Source organism: Pseudomonas sp. PsB (genome assembly GCF_043658375.1).
Lineage (GTDB): Bacteria > Pseudomonadota > Gammaproteobacteria > Pseudomonadales > Pseudomonadaceae > Aquipseudomonas > Aquipseudomonas putida_Z.
This window is the reverse complement of sequence record NZ_JBIGLU010000011.1, coordinates 85339-105654: the sequence shown is the minus strand read 5'-3', so window position 1 is coordinate 105654 and position 20316 is coordinate 85339. Positions and strand designations below refer to the sequence as shown.

The 20316-nt window shown below is 56.7% G+C and carries 31 protein-coding genes; 4 read left to right on the top strand and 27 right to left on the bottom strand.

Translation table 11 applies throughout. The features are described 5' to 3' along the window. Positions 1–465: 465 nt before the first annotated feature. Together ACGLHT_RS15715 and ACGLHT_RS15710 are read right to left on the bottom strand one after the other, a co-directional pair. A complete protein-coding gene (locus tag ACGLHT_RS15715; protein WP_010792717.1) occupies positions 466–993 on the bottom strand; it encodes a hypothetical protein in 528 nt (175 codons plus the stop codon). A 1224-nt stretch (positions 994–2217) separates the two neighbouring features. Further along, a complete protein-coding gene (locus ACGLHT_RS15710; protein WP_171949187.1) occupies positions 2218–2832 on the bottom strand; it encodes a hypothetical protein in 615 nt (204 codons plus the stop codon). Positions 2833–2934: 102 nt separating this feature from the next. Between ACGLHT_RS15710 and ACGLHT_RS15705 the strand changes: the two genes are divergently transcribed. Next, positions 2935–3636 (top strand): DUF882 domain-containing protein, encoded by a 702-nt coding sequence (locus ACGLHT_RS15705; protein ID WP_224396990.1) that lies wholly within the window; start codon positions 2935–2937, stop codon positions 3634–3636. A gap of 15 nt (positions 3637–3651) precedes the next feature. Here the strand turns inward: ACGLHT_RS15705 and ACGLHT_RS15700 are convergent, their stop codons facing one another. The 4 genes from ACGLHT_RS15700 to ACGLHT_RS15685 form a co-directional block, all read right to left on the bottom strand. Further along, complete coding sequence (locus tag ACGLHT_RS15700; protein WP_019484864.1) at positions 3652–4314, bottom strand: OmpA family protein; 663 nt, start codon at positions 4312–4314, stop codon at positions 3652–3654. Between the two features lie 75 nt (positions 4315–4389). Continuing rightward, entirely contained in the window at positions 4390–4671 is a 282-nt protein-coding gene (locus tag ACGLHT_RS15695) for a hypothetical protein (RefSeq protein WP_010792720.1), read from the bottom strand. 18 nt (positions 4672–4689) lie between these two features. Continuing rightward, on the bottom strand, positions 4690–5199 hold the full coding sequence (locus tag ACGLHT_RS15690; RefSeq protein ID WP_196644958.1) for a hypothetical protein: 510 nt from the start codon (positions 5197–5199) through the stop codon (positions 4690–4692). Positions 5200–5285: 86 nt separating this feature from the next. Beyond that, positions 5286–6137: a hypothetical protein gene (locus ACGLHT_RS15685; RefSeq protein WP_023111027.1), complete on the bottom strand. Its 852-nt coding sequence runs from the start codon at positions 6135–6137 to the stop codon at positions 5286–5288. A 120-nt stretch (positions 6138–6257) separates the two neighbouring features. Here ACGLHT_RS15685 and ACGLHT_RS15680 point away from each other — a divergent pair, with 120 nt between their 5' ends. Beyond that, the gene (locus tag ACGLHT_RS15680) at positions 6258–6545 is read left to right on the top strand and encodes a hypothetical protein (RefSeq protein WP_171949186.1); all 288 of its coding nucleotides are present in this window, start codon (positions 6258–6260) and stop codon (positions 6543–6545) included. Between the two features lie 9 nt (positions 6546–6554). On the opposite strand, the gene ACGLHT_RS15675 is transcribed toward ACGLHT_RS15680, so the two are convergent. Genes ACGLHT_RS15675 through ACGLHT_RS15665 form a run of 3 tightly spaced genes read right to left on the bottom strand, consistent with a single transcriptional unit; the run spans position 6555 to position 7513 of the window. Then, positions 6555–6941 carry a hypothetical protein gene (locus ACGLHT_RS15675; protein WP_019484861.1) on the bottom strand — a complete coding sequence of 129 codons (387 nt, stop codon included), beginning with the start codon at positions 6939–6941 and terminating at the stop codon, positions 6555–6557. After that, positions 6934–7233 carry a hypothetical protein gene (locus tag ACGLHT_RS15670; protein WP_019484860.1) on the bottom strand — a complete coding sequence of 100 codons (300 nt, stop codon included), beginning with the start codon at positions 7231–7233 and terminating at the stop codon, positions 6934–6936. Before ACGLHT_RS15670 ends, ACGLHT_RS15675 begins: the two co-directional genes overlap by 8 nt. Beyond that, positions 7226–7513, bottom strand: coding sequence for a hypothetical protein (locus ACGLHT_RS15665; RefSeq protein WP_023111028.1), 288 nt, complete (start codon positions 7511–7513; stop codon positions 7226–7228). Before ACGLHT_RS15665 ends, ACGLHT_RS15670 begins: the two co-directional genes overlap by 8 nt. A 167-nt stretch (positions 7514–7680) precedes the next feature. Between ACGLHT_RS15665 and ACGLHT_RS15660 the strand changes: the two genes are divergently transcribed. Beyond that, entirely contained in the window at positions 7681–8502 is an 822-nt protein-coding gene (locus ACGLHT_RS15660) for a glycosyltransferase (protein WP_023111029.1), read from the top strand. 46 nt (positions 8503–8548) lie between these two features. On the opposite strand, the gene ACGLHT_RS15655 is transcribed toward ACGLHT_RS15660, so the two are convergent. The 12 genes from ACGLHT_RS15655 to ACGLHT_RS15600 all read right to left on the bottom strand — a co-directional run bounded on the left by ACGLHT_RS15655 (position 8549) and on the right by ACGLHT_RS15600 (position 15501). Continuing rightward, a complete protein-coding gene (locus ACGLHT_RS15655) occupies positions 8549–8746 on the bottom strand; it encodes a hypothetical protein (RefSeq protein ID WP_019484858.1) in 198 nt (65 codons plus the stop codon). A 33-nt stretch (positions 8747–8779) separates the two neighbouring features. Beyond that, entirely contained in the window at positions 8780–9445 is a 666-nt protein-coding gene (locus tag ACGLHT_RS15650; protein ID WP_023111030.1) for a hypothetical protein, read from the bottom strand. Positions 9446–9503: 58 nt separating this feature from the next. Further along, complete coding sequence (locus tag ACGLHT_RS15645) at positions 9504–10004, bottom strand: Arc family DNA-binding protein (RefSeq protein WP_019484856.1); 501 nt, start codon at positions 10002–10004, stop codon at positions 9504–9506. 106 nt (positions 10005–10110) lie between these two features. Further along, positions 10111–10323: a hypothetical protein gene (locus tag ACGLHT_RS15640; protein WP_019484855.1), complete on the bottom strand. Its 213-nt coding sequence runs from the start codon at positions 10321–10323 to the stop codon at positions 10111–10113. Positions 10324–10449: 126 nt separating this feature from the next. Beyond that, positions 10450–11019 (bottom strand): hypothetical protein, encoded by a 570-nt coding sequence (locus ACGLHT_RS15635; protein WP_019484854.1) that lies wholly within the window; start codon positions 11017–11019, stop codon positions 10450–10452. Between the two features lie 23 nt (positions 11020–11042). Beyond that, positions 11043–11507 (bottom strand): hypothetical protein, encoded by a 465-nt coding sequence (locus ACGLHT_RS15630; protein ID WP_019484853.1) that lies wholly within the window; start codon positions 11505–11507, stop codon positions 11043–11045. Between the two features lie 20 nt (positions 11508–11527). Beyond that, positions 11528–11896, bottom strand: a complete 369-nt coding sequence (locus ACGLHT_RS15625) for a hypothetical protein (RefSeq protein WP_019484852.1) — start codon at positions 11894–11896, stop codon at positions 11528–11530. Positions 11897–11978: 82 nt separating this feature from the next. Then, the gene (locus ACGLHT_RS15620; RefSeq protein ID WP_010792735.1) at positions 11979–12260 is read right to left on the bottom strand and encodes a hypothetical protein; all 282 of its coding nucleotides are present in this window, start codon (positions 12258–12260) and stop codon (positions 11979–11981) included. A gap of 233 nt (positions 12261–12493) precedes the next feature. Beyond that, positions 12494–13123 carry a hypothetical protein gene (locus ACGLHT_RS15615; protein ID WP_171949185.1) on the bottom strand — a complete coding sequence of 210 codons (630 nt, stop codon included), beginning with the start codon at positions 13121–13123 and terminating at the stop codon, positions 12494–12496. A gap of 288 nt (positions 13124–13411) precedes the next feature. Further along, the gene (locus tag ACGLHT_RS15610; protein WP_019484850.1) at positions 13412–13666 is read right to left on the bottom strand and encodes a hypothetical protein; all 255 of its coding nucleotides are present in this window, start codon (positions 13664–13666) and stop codon (positions 13412–13414) included. A gap of 40 nt (positions 13667–13706) precedes the next feature. Continuing rightward, positions 13707–14303 (bottom strand): glutathione binding-like protein, encoded by a 597-nt coding sequence (locus ACGLHT_RS15605; protein ID WP_010792737.1) that lies wholly within the window; start codon positions 14301–14303, stop codon positions 13707–13709. Positions 14304–14388: 85 nt separating this feature from the next. Then, a complete protein-coding gene (locus ACGLHT_RS15600; protein ID WP_019484849.1) occupies positions 14389–15501 on the bottom strand; it encodes a hypothetical protein in 1113 nt (370 codons plus the stop codon). 360 nt (positions 15502–15861) lie between these two features. On the opposite strand from ACGLHT_RS15600, the gene ACGLHT_RS15595 reads away from it, so the two are divergent. Further along, the gene (locus ACGLHT_RS15595) at positions 15862–16077 is read left to right on the top strand and encodes a hypothetical protein (RefSeq protein WP_019484848.1); all 216 of its coding nucleotides are present in this window, start codon (positions 15862–15864) and stop codon (positions 16075–16077) included. 119 nt (positions 16078–16196) lie between these two features. Here ACGLHT_RS15595 and ACGLHT_RS15590 read toward each other — a convergent pair whose 3' ends face one another. From ACGLHT_RS15590 to ACGLHT_RS15565, 6 genes are all read right to left on the bottom strand, one after another. After that, positions 16197–17372, bottom strand: coding sequence for a phosphoadenosine phosphosulfate reductase family protein (locus tag ACGLHT_RS15590; protein WP_019484847.1), 1176 nt, complete (start codon positions 17370–17372; stop codon positions 16197–16199). A 73-nt stretch (positions 17373–17445) separates the two neighbouring features. Beyond that, entirely contained in the window at positions 17446–18057 is a 612-nt protein-coding gene (locus ACGLHT_RS15585; protein ID WP_023111036.1) for a hypothetical protein, read from the bottom strand. 61 nt (positions 18058–18118) lie between these two features. After that, positions 18119–18700 carry a hypothetical protein gene (locus ACGLHT_RS15580; protein ID WP_023111037.1) on the bottom strand — a complete coding sequence of 194 codons (582 nt, stop codon included), beginning with the start codon at positions 18698–18700 and terminating at the stop codon, positions 18119–18121. 3 nt (positions 18701–18703) lie between these two features. After that, positions 18704–19453, bottom strand: coding sequence for a hypothetical protein (locus tag ACGLHT_RS15575; RefSeq protein WP_019484844.1), 750 nt, complete (start codon positions 19451–19453; stop codon positions 18704–18706). Positions 19454–19547: 94 nt separating this feature from the next. After that, positions 19548–19949, bottom strand: coding sequence for a hypothetical protein (locus ACGLHT_RS15570; RefSeq protein ID WP_019484843.1), 402 nt, complete (start codon positions 19947–19949; stop codon positions 19548–19550). Between the two features lie 15 nt (positions 19950–19964). Beyond that, the gene (locus ACGLHT_RS15565) at positions 19965–20255 is read right to left on the bottom strand and encodes a hypothetical protein (RefSeq protein ID WP_019484842.1); all 291 of its coding nucleotides are present in this window, start codon (positions 20253–20255) and stop codon (positions 19965–19967) included. Positions 20256–20316 lie beyond the last annotated feature (61 nt).

The window sequence follows — 20316 nt, the reverse complement described above, 5'->3', positions numbered from 1 at the left end:
ATTTCACAGGGTCAACTTGACGTGCATCGCTCAAACGCTTCTGTACCTTGGACACATCACTGGTGACGCCAGATCCTGGCAAAGAGAGGCCCCCTTGATACGTCGACTTGCCGTAATGGCAACCCTTACCATCGCTGCCGGTTGCAGCTCCCACGCTACGTCGGAAACTCCCACGTCCTTGAATGGCCAGGTATCCGCGCAGCCCACTCCCTTGACTGCAAGCCAAGCCCGTTCGTTGGCATTCGATGACTGCAATTACATCGTCGACCACCTGGCTAGCACCCACAAAGATTCCGCACGGGCTCGAGCGTTGAATTACTGCATGGGCGTGGACGTCGCTAAGTTCGGCATGAACTGATCTGGTAGATCAGCCAAGAAAAGAAAACCCCGCACCTGTGAAGGTAGCGGGGTTTTTGTTGGCTCCAACTTTGAAATCCAGCAAACCGAAAGGCCAGCTGGTGACATTCAAGCAGCGGATGCGTACTTGGCGTCGATGTTTTGGAACTGATCCAGCATTTCCCGGTAGCTGATCTCGCCGCAATTGTGCCGCGTGATGAACTCCAGGCGCTCGCACCCTTTCTTCCACTCGACCGTAGATGCAACCCGATCGAGGGTATCTGGAGATGCCACCATACGAAAACCGGCGCAGAAGGCGTCTGATACGACTTCGTCCAGAGTTGTGCAGGTGTGATGGGTAATCCAGCCGTGCAGACCGAAAGCCTGGTAGCGGAATTTACCGGGTTCTGAGGCATCAGGAAGAACCAGCGCCCATTGGTTCCCGGACCAATGTTTGAGGATCAACCCTACGCCAACCCGATCCAGTTCGTTGTACAAGGCGGTCAGGGCTTCGTGCCGCTCCATACTTTCCCGGAGCATTTGGCGGACCGAAGGCGATAGACCAGCTTGATCGGCATGGAGGTCTTCGCCATCCCCGAAGGTTTGGCGGACCGCCCTTGCCTGCTCGATGAAGCGATTTCGAAGGTCTTTATCCATGAGAACTCCAAGGGAGCACTCAAGCCCAGGGCATGATGTGCCCCAGGTTGGGTTAGAGGACGCGCCGGCGGATGCCAGGGCGCTCGAACCACGCTATGCGCGGTGTGCTGCTCCTGGCCAACCAGGTTGTCTTCATCCACAGATTGACTTCACGACATGGCCGGCCGGAAAGGCGCACGTCATCAGGCGAGCAGCTTGAGAGTTGCCCGACAGGTCTCACTTCGAGGATTTGAGTAAGTCGACTGTAGTCGAGTCACTCGGTGTGCACGAATGTGCAGTGGTTGGAGCCAGCGGTGACTCCCCGATTGAAAACTGAAACTCAGGTCTCAGCCGGGGCCAGATGAACACCCTAGAGTTCTAGCGCGTACATCTGGTGCTTAAAGTCCAAGGACTCAAGCAGGAAGCATGTTTTTTGTATCACCACGCCCTACCCATCGCAAGTCAAACTGAGGCCTATTTTCTTACTCTAACGCGGTCGAGCCCGGTTTAGAGGTATGTACTGCGAGTGTTCGTCTCTCAGTACCCGGCCGAGGCTCCATCCTTCCTCAAGCGAAGCCAGGTCATCCCAGGCGATCGGGGTCAGACTGGCATTCCACCCTGCCTTAACGTCGCTGGTGTAATGGAGCGATCCATCGGGATGAAGCCGGACTATCAGTGCGTCTGGCGGTGATTGGATGTTGTGTCGACGAGTGAATCGGAAGCAAGCCGAGCATTCACCGCCGCCGGAGCACACATCGAAATGACTACCCCACTGAGCAATGGCCGTATTCATCGATTCCCGAAGCCCTGCAAATGTCCGCGGCCGGAGTGCGCAGCGGGGTTGAGGGTCAATCGAATCGATGCGTAAGCGATTCCTTCCGTCGCCATCAGGGCCACGCGGATCGCAGCTTGGGCCTTCCAGGTATATTGGCACTGTGGTCTCCTCAGGCAGCTGTGGCAATGGTGCTGGTTGGGCAGGAGCGCTCTGCCAGGCGCAGCTTGCGTGCTAGATCCTTGTCCGCTCGCCAATCGCTTGGCGTGTACGAGGCGAACACCGGAGGGCAGCCTGGCCGGCTGAAACGTAAGTGTGTTCCCCGGGTGATGGAGATTTCCCAGAGAGGATGTGCTTTCTGTAGTTCTCGGAGACGTTTCATGTGATGGGATTCCAGTTTGAGTACGCCCATCGTGATGCTCGAGGATCTGTGCCACCAGCTGATAAAAATCAGGCCCCGAAGGGCCTGACATTCAGAAGTCGATCGGTGATTCTTGGGGGCAGCGCGCCAGATGCAAGCCGAGTTGAATCGAAGCGATCTCGGCCAGGTCCTCTTTCGTTAGGGGGGCGTCGCCAATCGCCAGGCCAGAACGAAGTACGTGTGCACCATTCTTTGCCTGCCAATCGATCGCGACAAAATGAAGCCCTGGAACTTCGTTGAGCGGAGGAGCAAGGCTCCAGGTCTGCGTGGTCCGCGCGAAGCTGGCCAGGCAAGCGATTACCGTATTTCTCTTGCCTAGATCTCGCTGAGATGCCTCCGGAATGGAGTCGAATTCGGCGACTGTGCCGAGATACTGCTCGAACGGCTTGTGTTTCGGATCTTGTCGAAGCAGTTCCGCGATGATCCCATCACCACTCACTACAGAGCGATAGAGATCCTGGGAAACCATTGCGGCCACTCGAGGACCGCGGTGAATGTTCACAGAGTAAAACCAGCATCGAACTGCAGAAATGGCAGGGGTCTCCGGGTCCATCTCCCAGCCTGATTTCTCCATAGCGGCTGCGACACGCTTCCGCATCGCTTCATTAAGTTGGTGCATCGAGGTACCTATCATCTGCTTGGGAGCACCGATCTTGGCATTATCCAAGTGTGCCACCAGCTCGGGAAAAGCCGCGGTCGTTTTGAGTTGAATGACGAGATGCGCCAGCTATCGTGGGCTCCGACTTTCGGAGTTCATCGGATACAGGCGTTGAAACCATCGACCATTACCCGACGGCAACTGCTTGCAGCATTCCTCGCCGCGCCAGCCGCACTCACACTGGGCCAAGCCCTCGGCAGTGTCCCCTCAGGACGTAAGTACGATTGGCGCGTAGTAGCGCTCAACCGAGATCGTTGGCTTGATCTTGAAAGGCCAGATAGCGGTGAGAAGGCCTCTTTCTGCTACTTCCGCGGAGGGAAGGGCTGGGACGTTGGTGGATACCAGAAAGCCTGCAGCATCCTGCGAGACGTGAAATTCAAATCAACCGTTCGCATGAGCCCGAAGCTACTTGATCTGCTTTACCTCATCCAGGTCTGGTTGAGGATCAACCGACTGCCCTACAAGATCCTTGTGAACAGTGGGTACCGCACCCCACAGCACAACTCCAAATTGGAGGGCGCAGCCAAGCAATCACTTCATATCAAGGCGATGGCCGCGGATATTCGCATACCAGGCTTGTCCGTCGACAACCTGGGAAAGCTGGCCCAGGCTATTGGCGTCGGAGGTGTGGGCTTCTATCCCACGAAGGGATTCATCCATGTCGACGTCGGCAAGGTTCGAACCTGGCGCGTGGCCGAATCGACCGTCCTGGAGCCAGAACACTGGATTGTGGAGCTACTCGATCCTTCGACCGATGCTCAGTGGCTGGCCAACCTTGCGCCTGATTGGCCAGAACTTGAAATGCTCGCTTGACCTTCAGCAGCCGCCCTAGATTGCGCTTATTCGCAACTCAACCCGGCGATTGGCTTGGCGACCGGCGGGTGTTTCATTTCCTGCGACCGGCATCGTATCGGCCACCCCGCGAATTGCAATCCGGTCAGCCTGGATTCCACCTGCGTAAAGGAACTGTCCAACCGCCTGCGCTCGGTTGTAGCTGAGGCGAAGGTTATTTTGGAACGGACCGGTGTTGTCCGTATGGCCGGTGATTTCAATGCGAAGGTTACCTTGGTTCCGCAGCGATTCGGCCAGTCGCGCCAGGGACGGGAAAGACTGACTTTGCAGATCTGCCGATCCAGTGCTGAACGTAATGTCCGCGGGCGCGCTCACCACGAGTGCCTGGGTGGTGTTCGCATCATCCACCTGCTTTTCAACGGTGAGGCCTGTCCCTTTCAGCTTTGCCTCTAGTTCGCCATGCTTACGGTCGAGGATGAGCCCGGTGCCACCGCCGATACCAGCACCAATTGCCGCACCAATGAGGGCTGCACGACTATCGCCGATCGCCGCGCCAATTAGGCCGCCTGCAACAGTCCCTACTACGGCCCCGACGGCGGTCCGGTTAATTTCACGCTCACCGGTCATGGGGTTGGTCGCACAGCCGGCCAGGCAAGCGAGCATTACGAGGACGCTGAAGGGTTTGAGCAGTTTGTTCATGCTGGAGCTCCTTGAGATGGAGCTCCATGTTGATGGTAGGCAAGGTGTGCCAGAAGCAGCCCCTTGCAATACCCCTCAGCAGCCGATTCCTTGCGCCAGGCGATTGCAGCGCAATGCCAGCTTGTGCTGGTAGTCGGTCCCGGTGCAGGTACTCTCAAGTCGAATGAGTTGCTCCAGAGTGACTGCCTGGTTACCCGCTTTGTGGACCGCTTCGGTCAGGCTGGTGCACATCCTCACCACGTAGTTTGGCGCGCTGTACTGGGGATGGCGCGAAAAGTCGTCCGCATCGTGGCCTCGTTTGGTCAACGCTTGCTGGATAATGCTCGAGTACGGTTCGTTTACGGATTGAGTGCTCATGGATTGAGAGTCCTGGAATCAGCCAGCAAAGTGAGAGTGGGCTGTAGTATCCACCACACGGTAGGCCACGATTTGAGCGTGTGGGTTGTAACCACTGTGGTTCCAACCGAAGGCCTGTGCACTGCCGGTGTGCCGCTGGCCGTTGCGGAAGATCACTTCGACTTGGCTCGCTTCACTGAGCCCGTGTGGAAGGTGAGGACCTGTGACAGGCGATCCACGCCAGGTTAGGTATCCATCCTGCAGCGCAGCTTGCAGTGCTTGCTCGGCGATTATGTTCTGCACCAGGTCGAACTCGGCGCGTACTGCTGCATCTCGAGTCTCAAAGATGAAGTCGCCTTCCTTGCCCAAGTCGGTGCGGCGGCGGTCACAGACAATACGCCACTTACCGTCCGGATAGTTGTTGCTGACGCAGCCGCAAGCCCCGCTTGGGTAACGAAGATTGGATACGTACCAGCCTCCATGACGCCACTTCGAATAAAACGGTGTCCAGCTTTGGTCTTGGGTTTGGTCTCGTTGAATCGGTTGCATTATCTACCTCAGATGAAGGCCTTGTTGGATGGAGTAATCCTGAGGGTGACGGTTGTGTGCCAGTATCCTCAGCACAACCAGAGCGTCTATCGGGTTAGCTTGAAGGGCCACCCGCAGTCGAAATCTGTCTCACCCATTGGCTTTGCCTGAGGTGAAAAGAAATCCACCTGCCGTTCTGCATGATCCAGGGCGGCATCAAGTCTGGGCAACGTTTTGGAGAAACGGGTAGCACTGGTGCCATCGAACGAATGCGCGCCCGCGGCTGCGCAGAGGTGGATTCGTTTCGCGCTGTTCACCCGGCCAATGTGGTAGTAGCAGTTCCTTCGTCTAGCCAGGACACCCCATGCGTTGGCCGTTGCCAACTTCCACTCCGTCGACCCACCAAGGAAGATTCCGCATGCCGGGTTGAGATACTCTCGTACATCGTCGGGCTCCATGCCATCTTGCACCGCCAGCAAAGTCAGGGTGGGAATCCCTGAAAGTCGTTCCTTCCATTTGAGGCTGAACTCCAGTGATCTCATCCCACCGGCCACAATGTCAGGCAGGATGAAAAAGTCGCTTCCCTCGCCGAGCAGGTCGATTGCTCGCCCAAATGCGCGCTCATCAAATGGACGTCCTTGCTGAAATGCTGTCCAAGCGCCGTTGTCCAGGCAGTACCGGAAATTTTCCGTCCGTAATACTCCAGTTGGACTCACCAGCAGTCGCCAGCCAGCCTCACGCATGGCGGCAAGATTCTGCTTGGTACCAGTTCTGCTTGCGTAGGAGACCATCTCGCGGCGATGTACTGGCAGCCGCTCCTCACATTCCGGTTCCAGATCAGCACTGCCATCGAGGTTGTAGTAGTCGGCATAGGCCATAACAGCCTGGGAGTACCCGACTCGGCTTCCCTCCTTGTAGGGGGTCATCCAGCTTGGCGGGGTGAAGGCGGCTTCTTGCATGTTGAGCTCCATGAGCAGAATTCATGCAAATGGTGACTCGCCCTGAGTGTGCCACCAGCCGGTTATGATCAGGATTCGTATGGTTTTGAGGCTGCAAATATGCGCTACCCGAATTCCCTCATGACAACCTATTTCAACGGCTGCGCAGGAGGGCAATCTGAGCCATGCGTCGTTATTTTTCGCGACGAAGAGGTGGTAATCGAATACACGCGCAAGGGGCAACCATCCACATATCGGGGACACCTGAAAGACGGCATCTACTCTTTGCGGTACTGGCCAGAAGCAGATGGATTTGTTGGGGAGGCCACCCTATGCGCACCAGAGGGGAACCTCATGGACGGAGACTGGTGCGAGCAGGAAGGCGGCAGCAAGGATGTGGGCATCTGGGAAATCGAACTCAGAAGGTAGGGCCGCCGATCAGCGGCCCGGGCGGTGCCTCCGGTTCCACTCTTTGATGATCCCTTCCGGAACCTGAGCACACTCAGCAAGATCGTCGATTCCGAGACGTTGGGCGAATCGTTTGATCCGCCAGGACTCGCTCGGGTAGCTTGTTGCCGTGTACTGGGGTTTGAGCCAGTTCAGGGCCTGGGCGGCATTCTGAAAACAACGCCGCCCGCTATAGCCCAATGCCGGTCCGATCACCACGGCTGTGATGGCCAGTCTGTCACGTGGATTGATCGACTCCAGTAGCGTGATGAGAGGGCTTTCCGGCTTCTTGAACTCAGGTACACGCCCTGTCCGAACATACTGGGCGTGAAGCCTGGGATTCCGTGCCATCAGGTGCAGCGCTTTTCGATCAACCATGATGGTCCCCTTCGGTCAGATCCTGGGTCGGCGAAACGGTATTCAGGTTCACCCAGCGCACCATCTGAGCGTCGGGAGATTCCCCACCGTAGACTCGCTTCCTCCAGGCCGGGAAAAGGAATTCGCCGCTCTCCTGATCTTCCTTCTCCTCCGCCTGGAGCCGATCAACCTCTGTGTTGGCGATGTACACGATTGTGTTGCCATCTTTCAGGGGCCGGCCGCGGAGCGCCTCGATACCCTGCTGTTCAATCAGTTCAGCTGCAGAGCCTGGAGCTGGGGTCCTCTTAACCATTGAAGTGCCCCTCGACTACATCAAAGCATCCTTCATGGGAGTAAACGTTCACGCTGTTGCCGTTGGGGAATGGCTCGCCCTGGAGGACGATTGCGCATCGCCAGTTTCCCGCGGAGGTGCGCAGAGTGTTCATTACTCGTCCCCGAATTGTCGGTTTCAGCATGGACTTGTCGTGAGGTGTGAAGATCACGTGGTCCATAGGCTGGACTGGACATTCAAGTGCTGGGACAGCGCCGGAGGATTTCAATTCGCTGGGGAGAGTAATGCTGATCTGTTGCATGTCATGGCTCCTATTTGGTCTAGCCATGATCAGGGGGTTAGGGGAGTGGCAGAAGCGAAGGGTGGTAACCGGGACCGCGAATAGGTTGGAAAGCAGCACACCTACTTGGCGTGTAGCAACTAGGTAGTTTGTGGACACTTCGGTTGCCGGCCTAAGCCGGGAACTGAATGGGGAATACTGTGTTTCGACGCCTTTCTTTCCTGATCGCTGCATGTGAGGCGGAGGAGTGGCTACCAGGGCTTATCAGCAAACTCCTGGGCCAGGATCACGCCAACGAAATCGAGGTCGTTCTCGCGTCTGATGATGGTGTCGACCTACGTACCAGGCTGCCTAGCGATCCTCGTCTTGTACATTGCCCGCCAGCATTTAGAACCGGGCCGGCCGCGGCGCGCACAAGAGCACTTGTAGCTGCGTCAGGAAGTCACGTTGTTCAGATGGATGCAGATGATGATGTATCGGATGGGTTCGTCGAGGCTGTGATCTCGGCTTTGAAAGTAACCCCTGCTGTCGCTCTAAGGACTGTGTATGTCCGAGGAGGGGAGGAGGTGAAGCGCTTTCAGTCCCCAACGCTGGAGCTGGGCTCACTGCTGGATTTTTATGGCAGCGTCATTTGTGCGGCTCCCAGGAACTGGATCAGGCTCTATCCAGCGGCGATTGCTGAAGACGTAGTTGCGAGCATCGCATTTTTGCACCGAGCGGGAGGGCGGCTGCCAGTAGTGGATGCTGACTACAGAGTGAGGCTCCACCCACACTCCTTCTGTGCCCAGAATGCTTGCTCCTTCACCTCGGCTTATCGGTCAGGAGTGGTTCGTGCGGGTTGGCTGGCACAGGAAGTGGGCTGCCCAGGAATTGAGGCTGCACTGATCCGAATGTACCGCTCACGGATTGCCATGAGCCGGGCCTTCGATGCGTTCTTGTTAGGTGGGGGAGAGGGGGACTATCACGACTTTGTGCAGCAGCACCAAAATCACCCAGTCATGCCTGCTTGAACGATTAGGGGAGCGTGGGGCTCACGCCCCACTTAACCATGTCCGCTTACCCTTCTTTACGCTTGCGGGTGGCCTGATCATCAAAGGCAGTCAGTCCGCCGGCGAAGAACGCGCAGATCAGGGCAGCAATGGAGATGCCGACGATAATGTTGGACTCTGCCCAGTGCCCGTACTCCACAACGAAGAATTGAAGGCCGGAAGCGAGTAGGACAAAGGCGATGACAGCGAGAACGCGCAGAATCATGGGGTAGTACCTCTGTAAGATTTATCGAAATTCTCAAGCCGCTGCCGGTGTGCCAGGAGCCCTCTCGTCATCATTTTTCACCGCCTGCCTGACCGCCCCTTCGTAGAAGCTCAATGCATCGCCTAGCGCCTGGATTCGAGCCGCCACCCGAGCTTCCCATCCGCCAAATCCCTCTGGCTTGGTCTTGAGGAGGTGCAACGTTTGGTCAACGAGTTCGCTGGACGACAAGTGGTCTGAATTTTCATAGGAGAAAATCATCTTGTTGCTGAGCAGCAGCGCATCCATTCGGTCATCGCTCACCTCAAGAGGAACTATCGGACCTCGAAAAGCAGGGTCAGGTCGGTAGAACGAAGCAATCCCGGCTACAGGCACAGCAGGAGTGCTCGTTACGCGCACAGTTGGGAAAATGCTTTCTGCGTAGACCAGCAGCGACTCCGGTGATGCTTTCGGTCCAGAGATATCAGTGCCCAAGCAAACCAGTCCGTTGCCGTCATAGGTTGCGACCTGAAGCACCTCTTGGCCGTAGTCCATCCAAACGAAACCGGAGGTTTTCTGCCGTGCCGCGATATCGATTACCCGCGCAGGGATCGTGTTGATCTCGACAATTGGCTGGGCATAGGAAGGGCCAACAACGAAGTTTCGACGGAGGGCAAGAGCAGCGCTTTGAGTACGGGGGCAGTACGAGCGGGAGGATGACATGAGGTGGCTCCAGTGAGTGACTGGAGCCATTACCCCATGAGGTCAGGCGTGGCAGAACCTAGGCAGCGGATCGAGCTGGTTGATCGAGCAGTTGAGCTTGGAGTGCTCCTCCTTGGTCTACGATCGCTTCAAGCAATGCGTTCACCTGGCGCGAGACATTCACCCACCACGCCAAGGCTGTGAGCAGCATGCTGTGGACACTCACCTCATGGGATTTGGCTTGCTCTGCTATTCGGTCCCGAATGTAAGGGGTGTAGCGCAGCATGGTCGATATCTTGTTCGAAGCCAGGCCGGGCTCTTCGGTGACGACAGGCAGTGTTGCCAGAAGCACCGCGACGGCCGCTTCATCAAGTTGAGAGATCAGCATATTGCGGATCAATGCGCAGCGTTTCTGGTGGTCAAGCCAAGAGATGAGGCCCATGACGCATTCTGCATTCATGCTCCTCCCATGCTGTAGGGCGAGGTCGGTGAGGCCTTCATGGCACTGGCTGTTGAGGCGGACCATGACTTTGGGGGCGGTACGGGAGTTGCTTTCCTTGTTCTTCATCGCTTCGTCCATACTCCTACTTCTGTGGTACCACGGCCAAGGGTGGCCGTGGTACGCATTGTGCCGGTCGAGCTGGCGGAGTGCCCGCCAAACATCGGAGCTGTAATCCAGGCTGAACTTAGCTCTGGTCGTAAATGGCGAGTCCTTCCACGGTATCGAACTGCTCGTCCAGGCGCACCCATCCGAGACGATTATGCGTCATGAGCCATTGGCGGATGTCGCGCAGAGATTGCGGGACGGTGTCAGGCAGGTCTTCGATGTAGAGGAACATTCCATCCTGGTACACCGCACATACCAGCCAATCATTGTCGTCGCCGTGCTTGGCAAGCATGTCAAAAGTTTCCTTGTCCAGGTGCAGGCAGGATAGGCACGTGACTTGAATTGTTGGTGCGGGCATCGGGCTAGTCTCAGTTGTTGGTTGGAGAGCGAGGGTCTTGAGGACCTTTTCTATGCCGGGTCAGTCCTGAAGACAGGGTTCCTTCTCAATCAGGCCCCCAATCGCATCAGCCACTCGCTGTTCTGCGAAGCTGTCTTTCGGCAGATGTTCCCAAATCTCGTCGAGCAGAGGGACACAGGTCTTGACGTAGGTTGGCTCGTACTTCCGGGTGGCCCGGAGGTGGAGGTACAGCGCCGAATGAACCTCTGCGACCTTGGGACTGTTGGATACCAGGTTGGCCAGAGCTACCTCGAGCAGCGGCCGCGAGACAAGGATGGTTCTTGGACCTTGATCACTTGCAAGAGATGCAGTGATCTCCGAGTGGGCTGCGAGTAGCTGAGCGTTCAACCAGTCAGGATAGGATTCCCCGGGCGGACAATCCTCTCTGCGGAAACCTGGACTGAGGATGTCGATGTTCCGGGCGGATTTGTCCATCACGGCTGCAGGGGCATAGCCGCAAACCGCGAAAGCCTGATTGATCAGTGGTAGGTTCGAACCGAACAGAAGGAAATCGCCGTCCTCGTCTTGGTTCATCGCATCCACCAGACCTTGAAGCACCTCAAGGGCCAAATTCGACTGCGTTGCATTCATAGCGAGTGGTCCTTGCTGCTTGATCAGAGATGCTGGTGGTGAATTTCTACGTAGCGCTGCAGGTAAGCCTGCCGGAGGGTGGAATCGAGGCTTGGGAAGTGAGACTGATAGTGCAAGCCAACCCACTCTTGAAGTGCTTCTTCGCCGCCTTCCACGAATGAGTCATTGGGGGCGTTTACGGTGATCTCGATGTGATCGCCGCTATCGTCGTGAGAGTCCTCGGTCTTCAGCGACATATTGGTCGTGACGAAGCCATGCGCTGCAGCGAAGCTTGCAGCCCCGGCATGGCAGGCGCATTGGCTGAGCCCATACTTTTTGGCATTGGGGTAGCGGTAGAAAAACTGAATTGCGGCTGCGCCCCACAGCTTTTGGGTATCGACCAGGACCTGGGCAGGGCCATCGGGAGTCAGCACATAGGCTTCAGCCATGACGGCATCATCGAGGCCGTCATCAGTGTTGAAGACGAGCGTGATTGGCGTAGTGGTCATCATGCCTCCTCTGGAGAGAGTCAAGCAGCGAGGCGCTGCAACAATGAGTTCTGAAGATCGGTTTCGGCTCGGATCGCCGCCCTGGACGAAGGGCGGATAAATACGTGCTCAATAGCGGAGTGGATCAGGAAGTAAGCAGGCTCCCCGCGGTAAACGCCCTTCCAGTAGGTGACGTGGTAATCGTCCTGCAGACGCAATCCACGCCCGTAACCGAGCTGTTGATTAAGTTCCTCAAGGCCGGTGACGTGCTTCGCCAGCGATTTGAATGTGATCTTGCGCGCAGCCTCGACCAAGTCGCTGATAGCTTGTCCTTTTGATCGTGCGGACTCGCCGTCATGAAGGTCTATGCACCGCGTGTAGTATTCAAACGCCTGGTTGCTGGTGGACATGGAGATGCTCCCTTATTGGATTGGAGACATCTTCAAGCGCGTCAGGGCGTGCCAGAACCCCAGGCGGCTGAGCCGGGGGGACTCAAAGTTGAGTGATCGTCTGGTTCTCCACCTTGAGCCTTCCGGCGACGTTACCTCGACCGGAAATCCGGATTAGCTCCCAAACTTCGGAATGACTCGAGCTACTGGCATCGTCATCCAGCCTGTCGCAACGACCTAGGTAGAGGTTTCGGCTACCTAGGAACTCGGCGGTAACGGACTCGGCCGTGCGCTGGATGAAATTGCGAACCTGGATGCGTTCGCCGGCGAAGTCCAGGGATGAACCATGCTGTGCCACATAGGCTTCGAGTTGTGTGGAAGGCATTGAAGCTCCGGATAACAGTACGTACTGGCGGTGGCCAGTGTTCCGATTGTGGGAAGGGATTCAAGTGAAGTGAGGGTGCTGAAATTCAAGGCGGCCCTCATCCCGATGAATATCAAGGGTGTGATTGAGGAGAGTTGGCCAGGTTTGGTGCAGAACCCGGCCATTAGGGGAGGGGAAAATGCAGGGGGCAACAGCACGCGCTTGCTGCCCAAATGCATGTCAACACGCCAGTGTTAGTCCCAGCCGGCGTGCTCCACGGCCTTGTTGAAAGTATCCGCGACCAGGTGGGCCAGCTCCTCGTGCGTGTCTGCTTTCGGATGCTGCAGGCCGTCGGTAACGATGGCCTTGTGTTGCCAGGCCCAGGCCTTGCCCTTGTCGGCGAAGATGATTGCGCGAGCTTCGGCGATCCAGAATCGGAACTCAGCTCGCACTTGCTTGGGATCGTCATTGTCCGGAACCTTTGGAACCACCCAGGCGGAGAATTGGCGACTCCGGATCGAATCTACCCAGCGGAGGTCGTCCTCGATGTCCATTCGGAACAGGTAGGTATCAGGCAGGACAAGCTTCTGTTCCAGGATCGATTTGATCTTGCCGGCAACATAGCGCCCATGATCCTTGATGTTCCCCTTGAGTGCGTCACGAAGCTCCTGCTTCGAAAAGCGGCCTGCCATGTGCGCAACGCACTGGCCATCCCGCATGACCGTAGTAAACCGACCGTCTTTATTGAAGACGATGCGCGCTTTCTCATAGCTGTCGTGGAAATGGTCGCCGCAGATTGCTTCCAAGGCTGCGTAGGTGGCCTGCATGCTGGCCAGGCCGATCATGTCCGCTTCCTTCTCGGTGATAGGTGCAGGTACGTTCATCTTCAGGTTCCCCGTGGTGTGTAATTGGAACCATCTTCCCCGCCGGTTGAGTGTGCCAGAAGCACTGTAATGGCCCGATTTTCCAACCCCTGTCCACCGAGGCAGGTTGTTGAAGATTGCACGTGAGCAGAGCGGGGGATGTTCTAGTCCCAAATGGGGAAGTGAACGGCAGGTTCAAATTCAGGCCCCCAAAGCAGGGACCGGAATGGCACGGGAGCCGCCAGGAAAACATCGCGGAGTCGAGAATTGGTTCAACCTCACATAAGCCGACTCATTGAACCCGCTTGGTCACTTTTGATTGAACTGGTGTAGAAGGGCGCGGAGTTTGGCAGCCGCCTTTTGCTTCAGCGCCGAGAATTTGCATCGAAGGATGTGCAGCGGCAGATCGCCGATCAGACCGTCAATGAAAGCCAAAATCCAGTAGCGAATGTTGTCACACAAGGTCGGTGGCGGGTCTTTGTAGTGGCTATGGACTTCGGGGGCTACAGCAAGGGCGTGAGCTGCATTGTCGAGAGCAAGGTGTAGCTTCTTGCAGATTTTCATGCGGCACCAGTAGTGCGGCCTCAGAGAGGCCGCATAGGACTTAAGCCAGCTTTTGCTCTTGCTCGGAAAGGCTGGCGATGAAGCTAGGGCGGTTGAATATGCGCTGGCAATATTCGGAGATTCCGCGAACCTTGGTCAGGTTTATCCCAAGGGACTTTACCCGCCAAAGGAGAGGGGCGAGGGTGCAATCAGCGACCGAAAGTTCGTCGCTCATGAAGTATTTCTTCTGCTCAAAGAGCGGTGCCAGCGCCAGCAGAGTGCTTGCCAGTTCCTTGCGCGAATCGGAACAACCATCTTGGGTTTTGTCCAAGAGCGGATAGAGTTCCCGGTGGATACGGCGAGCCAGCATGCGGGTATGGGCACGGGCAACGGTGGTGCTGGGTAAGAGCGCTGGATGCGGGTAGCGCTCCTCCAGATACTCGACAACCATGTCCACCTCATGAAGTGCGAGGTCGCGCTCAGCCAGCGCGGGTGCCTGCATCGTGGAACCGAACTGAGCCATCAATCGTGCATTGGCCGGTACTGCGACATCTAAGATGCGAGCGTCGATTGCCTTTTCTGCCAGCACCAAGCGAACGATATGGGAGAGGTAGCAGGTGCTGTTGGAGAAGAAGGTTAGGGTGTTCAATTTGCTCATGGCTTTTCCCCGAGGTGTTGTTTGCGATGGGGAAATTTTCAGCTTGGTTGGTGTGTGCCAGAACCATCCGCGAAAAATAATTCAATCAAAGCCGGGCAGCCAGTCGTAACCTTTTCCCTTGGCAGAGCTGAATAAAGCTACCGATCATGGCCGATGCGCCATCCACCTCAACGTCGAATCCTGTCCGAAGATCAGTCCCGGATTTGCCGTACCGGAACCCAACAGTTCTGGCTCGCGAAATTGCGATCAATTGCTCTGCGGAAGGTTCTGTTGTGAATGTCAGGAATCCGTTCCGAAGCTCAGGATTCAATTCGGCCAAGGCTTGGCCGGTCGGAGCCCCATCGACAGTGAGTTTGATGGTATCCATTCTCCGGAGCAGCGAAGGGGAGTACCAGGACTTGAAAAGGGCAGCTAGTTCGACACTGGCATCTTGACTGCAGGCCAAGGCGATCTTACCTGTACCCTGCACCTTCTCCTGAGTCCCCACCAGTACGATGGCTCCCTGGACCTCTTCGATACCCCACTGCGCCGGCAGTTCACCCGCATTGATCAGGCCCAGGTCATAAGCCTCCTGCGGAGTCAGATACCGCATGCTCTCACTGCCAGCCGAGACCATACGGTCCATTAGACTCAGGCTAACTCCCATTGCGCTGAGGTGAGTTGCGATCAGTGTCGACGCGACCTGCGCCAATGACAGGTCGTTTGCTTGCTGGCCGGCAGCCCGATAGAAACGGTGTACGCCCATCTTCGAATCCTCATCCAGGAAGCGAAAGTGCCCCCCAGCGAATGCAAATGGGCAACCGCTTTCACAGCGACCAGGTTGTGGAGTGCCCGCAGCGCCTCGTCGACCTACTCTCGTTGAAAAGCCTCGTTCTCGAATGAGTTGGCCGAGTTCAATTGCTGCAACCAGGTCCCCGCCGAGCGAGTTGAAGTAGACCATTCCCAGGCCTGCCCTATTGAGATTGCCGATGCGCTTGAATGCTTCCACCGTTGGCTGATGGATATAGCCGTCGATGTAGATTTCAGGGAATCCGCCATCCTCAGACGGTTTGAGGAACGTCACTGCTGCAGGCTGAAGGCGCGGATCGTCCGCCGGTACCGGAGCGGGGGAGGCAGCCAAGTTGATGGAGATGCCGGCTAGAAGAATGGCGATGATGCTTTTCATGTTGTGGCCGTAGTAATTGATCGCATTCAGCATGCGTGCTTACGGCCAGTGCCAGAAGCAAAGCGATCCTGCCATTCAATACCCGGAAGCCCAAACCAAAGCCGCAGTCTGGAATCCATGCCCTAGTTACCGTTGCCGACCGACATTCGGGTAGGAGTTGTCGGTGTCTGGAGCCTTGTTATGAGCTTGCATTCCCTATCGCTGTGAGATGATCGGTACATGGAGTGGGGACTGGGCGAACTGCCGTTATCCTGGCTCCCAGTTATTGAGGAAACCGCCGAATACTGACCCTGCAAGTCGCTGCCGAGCATGTTCAGCGAAATGCCTGGAGCGAGGCTTCTGGCAGATCGAGGTGGCACACTCTCGGCGATCTCATCACATAGGAAAAAGCCAATGAGCATCGAGCGTGAAGAAGTAGATGGTTTTGAGGTCGCTTACAGCGTACAGGTCGACAACAGTCGGATGCTTGAATTGTTCGTCGACGAGATTGAAACAGGTGACTGCTTCTGGCAGATCACGAATTCCTGCGGACAGATTCTGGACCGCTCCGATCGTTATGAGGATCAGGCGCACTGCCTCCGTGACGGTCTGAACAAAGCGGTGAATTAAGAAAAGTTAATGAGCAAGCAAATTGCCAAAAGCGGGAACGCACGCCCCAGCCGCCGCGGCCAAGGCTGAGCGTGCCCCAGGCTCCGCAAGAACTCCCGTGAACGGCAAGGGGCCTGGCCTCAGAACGGCCAGGCGTGTTCTTGTGCATCGATCTGCTGAACAGGAATCAGCATGCCTGAGGCTTGCCGCTCGAAAGTAGGGGGGATGCCCTTACCCTTCGCCGCGGCCTTGGCCATCAGATCCTGGTACCGGACGATGATGCTTTGTGCATCTCGATAGTTGATTGCCAAGCCGAGCTCATCGGCAACAGTGCATCGTACCTCGGCAAGCAGCTCGGCCTCCCCAAGGGTAGGCACTGCAACAGGCCACCCCTTCACATACAGCAAGTGCTTCGGAAGGCGAGCCTCCGCAATTTGGCGTGTGATGGCCTTCCGCTTTGCTTCCTCCAGGGCCAGGCGCATGTTTGGCGTCAAGAGATCAGGTCTCACGTCCCCCAGCCATTTCCCGGATTGGAACGAGAAGGTTGATGCGATTTCGAGCCCCACCATTTCCCTGTAAATATCGTGGTTCCCTTCATACCCAGTCGACGACTTCAGGTCCCCTGCTGAAGCAAGCACGCAAAATGCGCAGCTGATCCTGGTCATGTTGTAGGAGGTGTAGCCGACGTGCCTGGCCAGTCCGTATGACTCGATGAAGTCGATCACCTCGTCCCGCTTCATATCGATGATCGCGTTCCAGGTCGCCCCCTCCTTACCCCGGGTGACCAGCGTGCTATCCGGTTTGCTTACGGGTTGCTTTGCCCGGTTCGCGCTTTCTTCGCGTCGCACACCCACCACGTTGATTACGTCCTGGCCGGGAAATCGTTTCTTGAGGGCGCTCGCAATCGGTTTTGCTTTCTTTTCGGAAGTGCAAAAACGCATCGAGGCAGTAGACCAGGGCAGGATCATCTGAACGCACTCGAGGTCGATGTAGCGCCTCACGTTGTTCTCAAAGCGCGTCAACCAGCGATCCATCATGTCGCCGCTGCCGGTACGCACGACCAGCAGCTCCCATCCCAGGAACTCTGCCATCTCCTGGCACTTCGGAAGGCTCTGATCCCATTCAACACGGCCCAAGTCCGCATGCACGGCAATGCGGGGGCCGGTATGGCCGATCGAATTGAGATGTTCGTGTACGGCCAGTTGGCAAGCCTGACTGTCTTGGCCACCGCTGACGCCGACAGCAACTGCAGCATTCGCTGCCAGCAATCTGTCGATGTCAGGGGTGGTACTGATGAAGCTACGCTGGAAGGACATTTCGTTGATCCGGTGATGAAAGTGATGGTCACAGGATCAAGGGAGTGGAAGTGTGCCAGAAGCAGCCCAGGGTTCAGACTGGTGCTTCTTCCTCGCCAGGTACCGGGATCGCGTCGATGTCCCTCGCAGCAAGAATCCGTCCCGATTCATCCATCAGAACTACTTGCGTCGGGGTTACCACAAGGCTGCCTTGTGGAACAGGCCGGTACCACAGGGTATCGTCGGGCGAAGTCTTCATGAACCCGTAATGTCTGGGCTCAACCTTAAAGCGGCCACACTCGCTGAGCGTTGGGTCGCGGATCTCGAAGTCATCATGTTCGAAGTACAGGTCGCTGACCTCCCCGTAGGGTCTTAGGCGAATGTCGATGAGCTCAGGCTTGTTCAACTGCCGAACAACCCATTCCTCTCCTTCAAAGTCCCAACCTCGGGGATCTAGGCACCCGATCTCATCAACGTCGATCAGACCATCTTCATGGAGTGGTGCCGAGCAGACTTCACCCCCAACCATAAAGTTGACCTCTTTGAAGTGCGGGCTCTCTGGGCAGCGCAGGATGAGCCCGCGCCCCGGCCGGGCAATCAGAATGGCTTCGTTGCCCTTCCAGTAAGCGCGGAAATCCATGGAATCGGCGGTCAGTGGCGGGACAGCTTGTGGATCGCTTGAGATGGGATTTCTGTAGAACGGCATGGCCTGGCCCTATTGGTAAGAGGCCAACAGGATCTACCGCAGCCGCCTGTGCCAGAAGCGGTTAAGCCACTCGCTCGAACGGATGTTCTGGGTCGCTTCCAAGTCCATCGTCGCCCACATATTCGGTTCCCATTATCAGCGAATAGGCAAGACGTGCGCGCTCGATCCTGGCGTCGGGCATTTCGAAAGTGTGGCGCTCACCAGTTGGGCTGATCAACACCAGGGGATGAGCAAACGCTGGTAGACCGTAGCTGTCGGTCATCTCTTCCAGCTTGCCTCGACGCAGCATCCAACCCTGGAACTGAACGATCCAGCCTTTCTCCCCAGTCTCATAGATCTGGCTGGGAGTGAGATCGTCCAGGACGAATTCCCGTCCTAGCTCTACACGGGCAAGAAATTCATCCTTCAAGTCGAGGGAGTCGAACAATGGTTGGCTGCTCGCATCGATGCTCTGCCGTCGACAGTAATCAGCCAGTTCCTTAATAGCCTTTCGAGCCAGGTCCAGGGTGGAGTAGTAACCTTGTAGGCGAGGCTCATACAGGCTTCCCGTCCCAAAAAGATCAGAGTAGATCGCACGGCAGACGCGGAGCTGGGCACTGTGTAGTGCGGCGTTGAGCAACAGCGAAAATAACGGGCTGGGCATGCTTCACACCTCCTGCAGCGGCGTTGCGCAAAGATGAATCGACGGTACCCGCTCTGGATAGATCTCTCGAACCTTGCGAACAATGCGCATTGCGCCTTGTGTCGTATCACATCCGTGGAACTGTTCGATTTCCGTGAGGTGGTAAGCGACTCGCTCCCTGCGGGCCTTTTCGCTGGGAGCGCAGTCTCGGATCAGATCGGCGTCATATCTTGCGGAAAGGATGTCGTACCAATCCACCAGCTGGAACTCGAAAGCGACATCGACTGCCCTGCCGGTGGGTAGTGCCTCATCCCACGCATCTCTCCTGGTGTCCCACTCAGCTTCGCTGATTGTGTCAGGCCTGTCGGTTGAGTTCTGGTAGTGGTAGTCAGTGAATCCCGCGTCTTCAATCAGGCGAGCGAACGGCGCATGGTTGCGCCAATACGTCAGCATCAGAACATCACCGCGGAACGGCAAAACCGATACCGAACCTATGAAGTCCCAATTCATGGTTTTGATCGCATTGTCCTGATTGCGGTAGGCGTCCTCGATCTGGCCTAACACATGATTTCGGGTCCAGCGATTGCGGTCCTCATCGACAAAGCAGTAGTTCTCCGCCAGGTCCCGGCCGAAGGCGAGTTTTCGAGCAATGACGGTAGCCACCGCCTTGCGAGCTTCCTGGATGAAAGCAGGGCGTATCCGTACAAGCTCGGCAAGTGCCTGCTCCAGGGTTGCGCGGCGTTTGATCCGGCCGTGATTGATCTTGGTACTCATGAGGTGACTCCTTCAATCGATGTCCCATGGTGAAGCTGGACGGTGTGTGTCACCAGCCAAGTGGGTGGCCTATGTTTCGTGGGCCATCGTCGGCTCAGTTCAGCAGGTGCAGCAGCAGCGAGAACGCGGGCACTCCAAGAACAATCATGAGGATCGTGGTGTACATGGAGGTAAGCCTCCAGATACGGCGGCCGTCCATTGTTGCCAACGCATCACTGCGCTTTCGAAGCCGTGGGGATCGAGCATCCAAGGTGTCGGCTCTTACCATCAGAGCCAGCAGTAGCAAAACCACGTTGTGCATGGCCAACAACACAACACCGAGGATGGGGCTTTGAGCTGCCAGGCCGGCCGAGGCGACGAACGCAAGTAGATGAGGCACGTTGTCGATCAGCTTTGCCAGACCTTTGGCAGGGTTGAATCCGAATCCTCGCTGAGCCGTTCGTTCGGTGCATACCCAACAAGCCAGCGATGCAGACGCCATGAAGATGGTCAGCATGAGCATTTCCTCTTGTCACACCAGTACCAGGACGCGGCCCTGATCGATCGCGAAGTCAACAATCTTGCTCCCTCGGTTACGAAGGGACAGCACACTCCAGGCTTCGGCGTTGGGACGCCCGATGACACGGGCGGGAATGTTCATCGCAATGAACTCCGCGCGTTTGGTTTTGAACGTGGCAAACAGACCAAGATCGCCCTCGCGGCGGATGTTTGAAACAGCAAATTCACGCCGGCCAACAGTGAGGTTCTGGGAATCGCCGATCAGCTCTTCGAGCTGGGATTTGGGCGGAATCGTAGAAATCATTCGAACGTCCTCGTATTTGATCAGGTCTATGCTCGGGAGACCGAGCGCGTGCCGGAAGCCG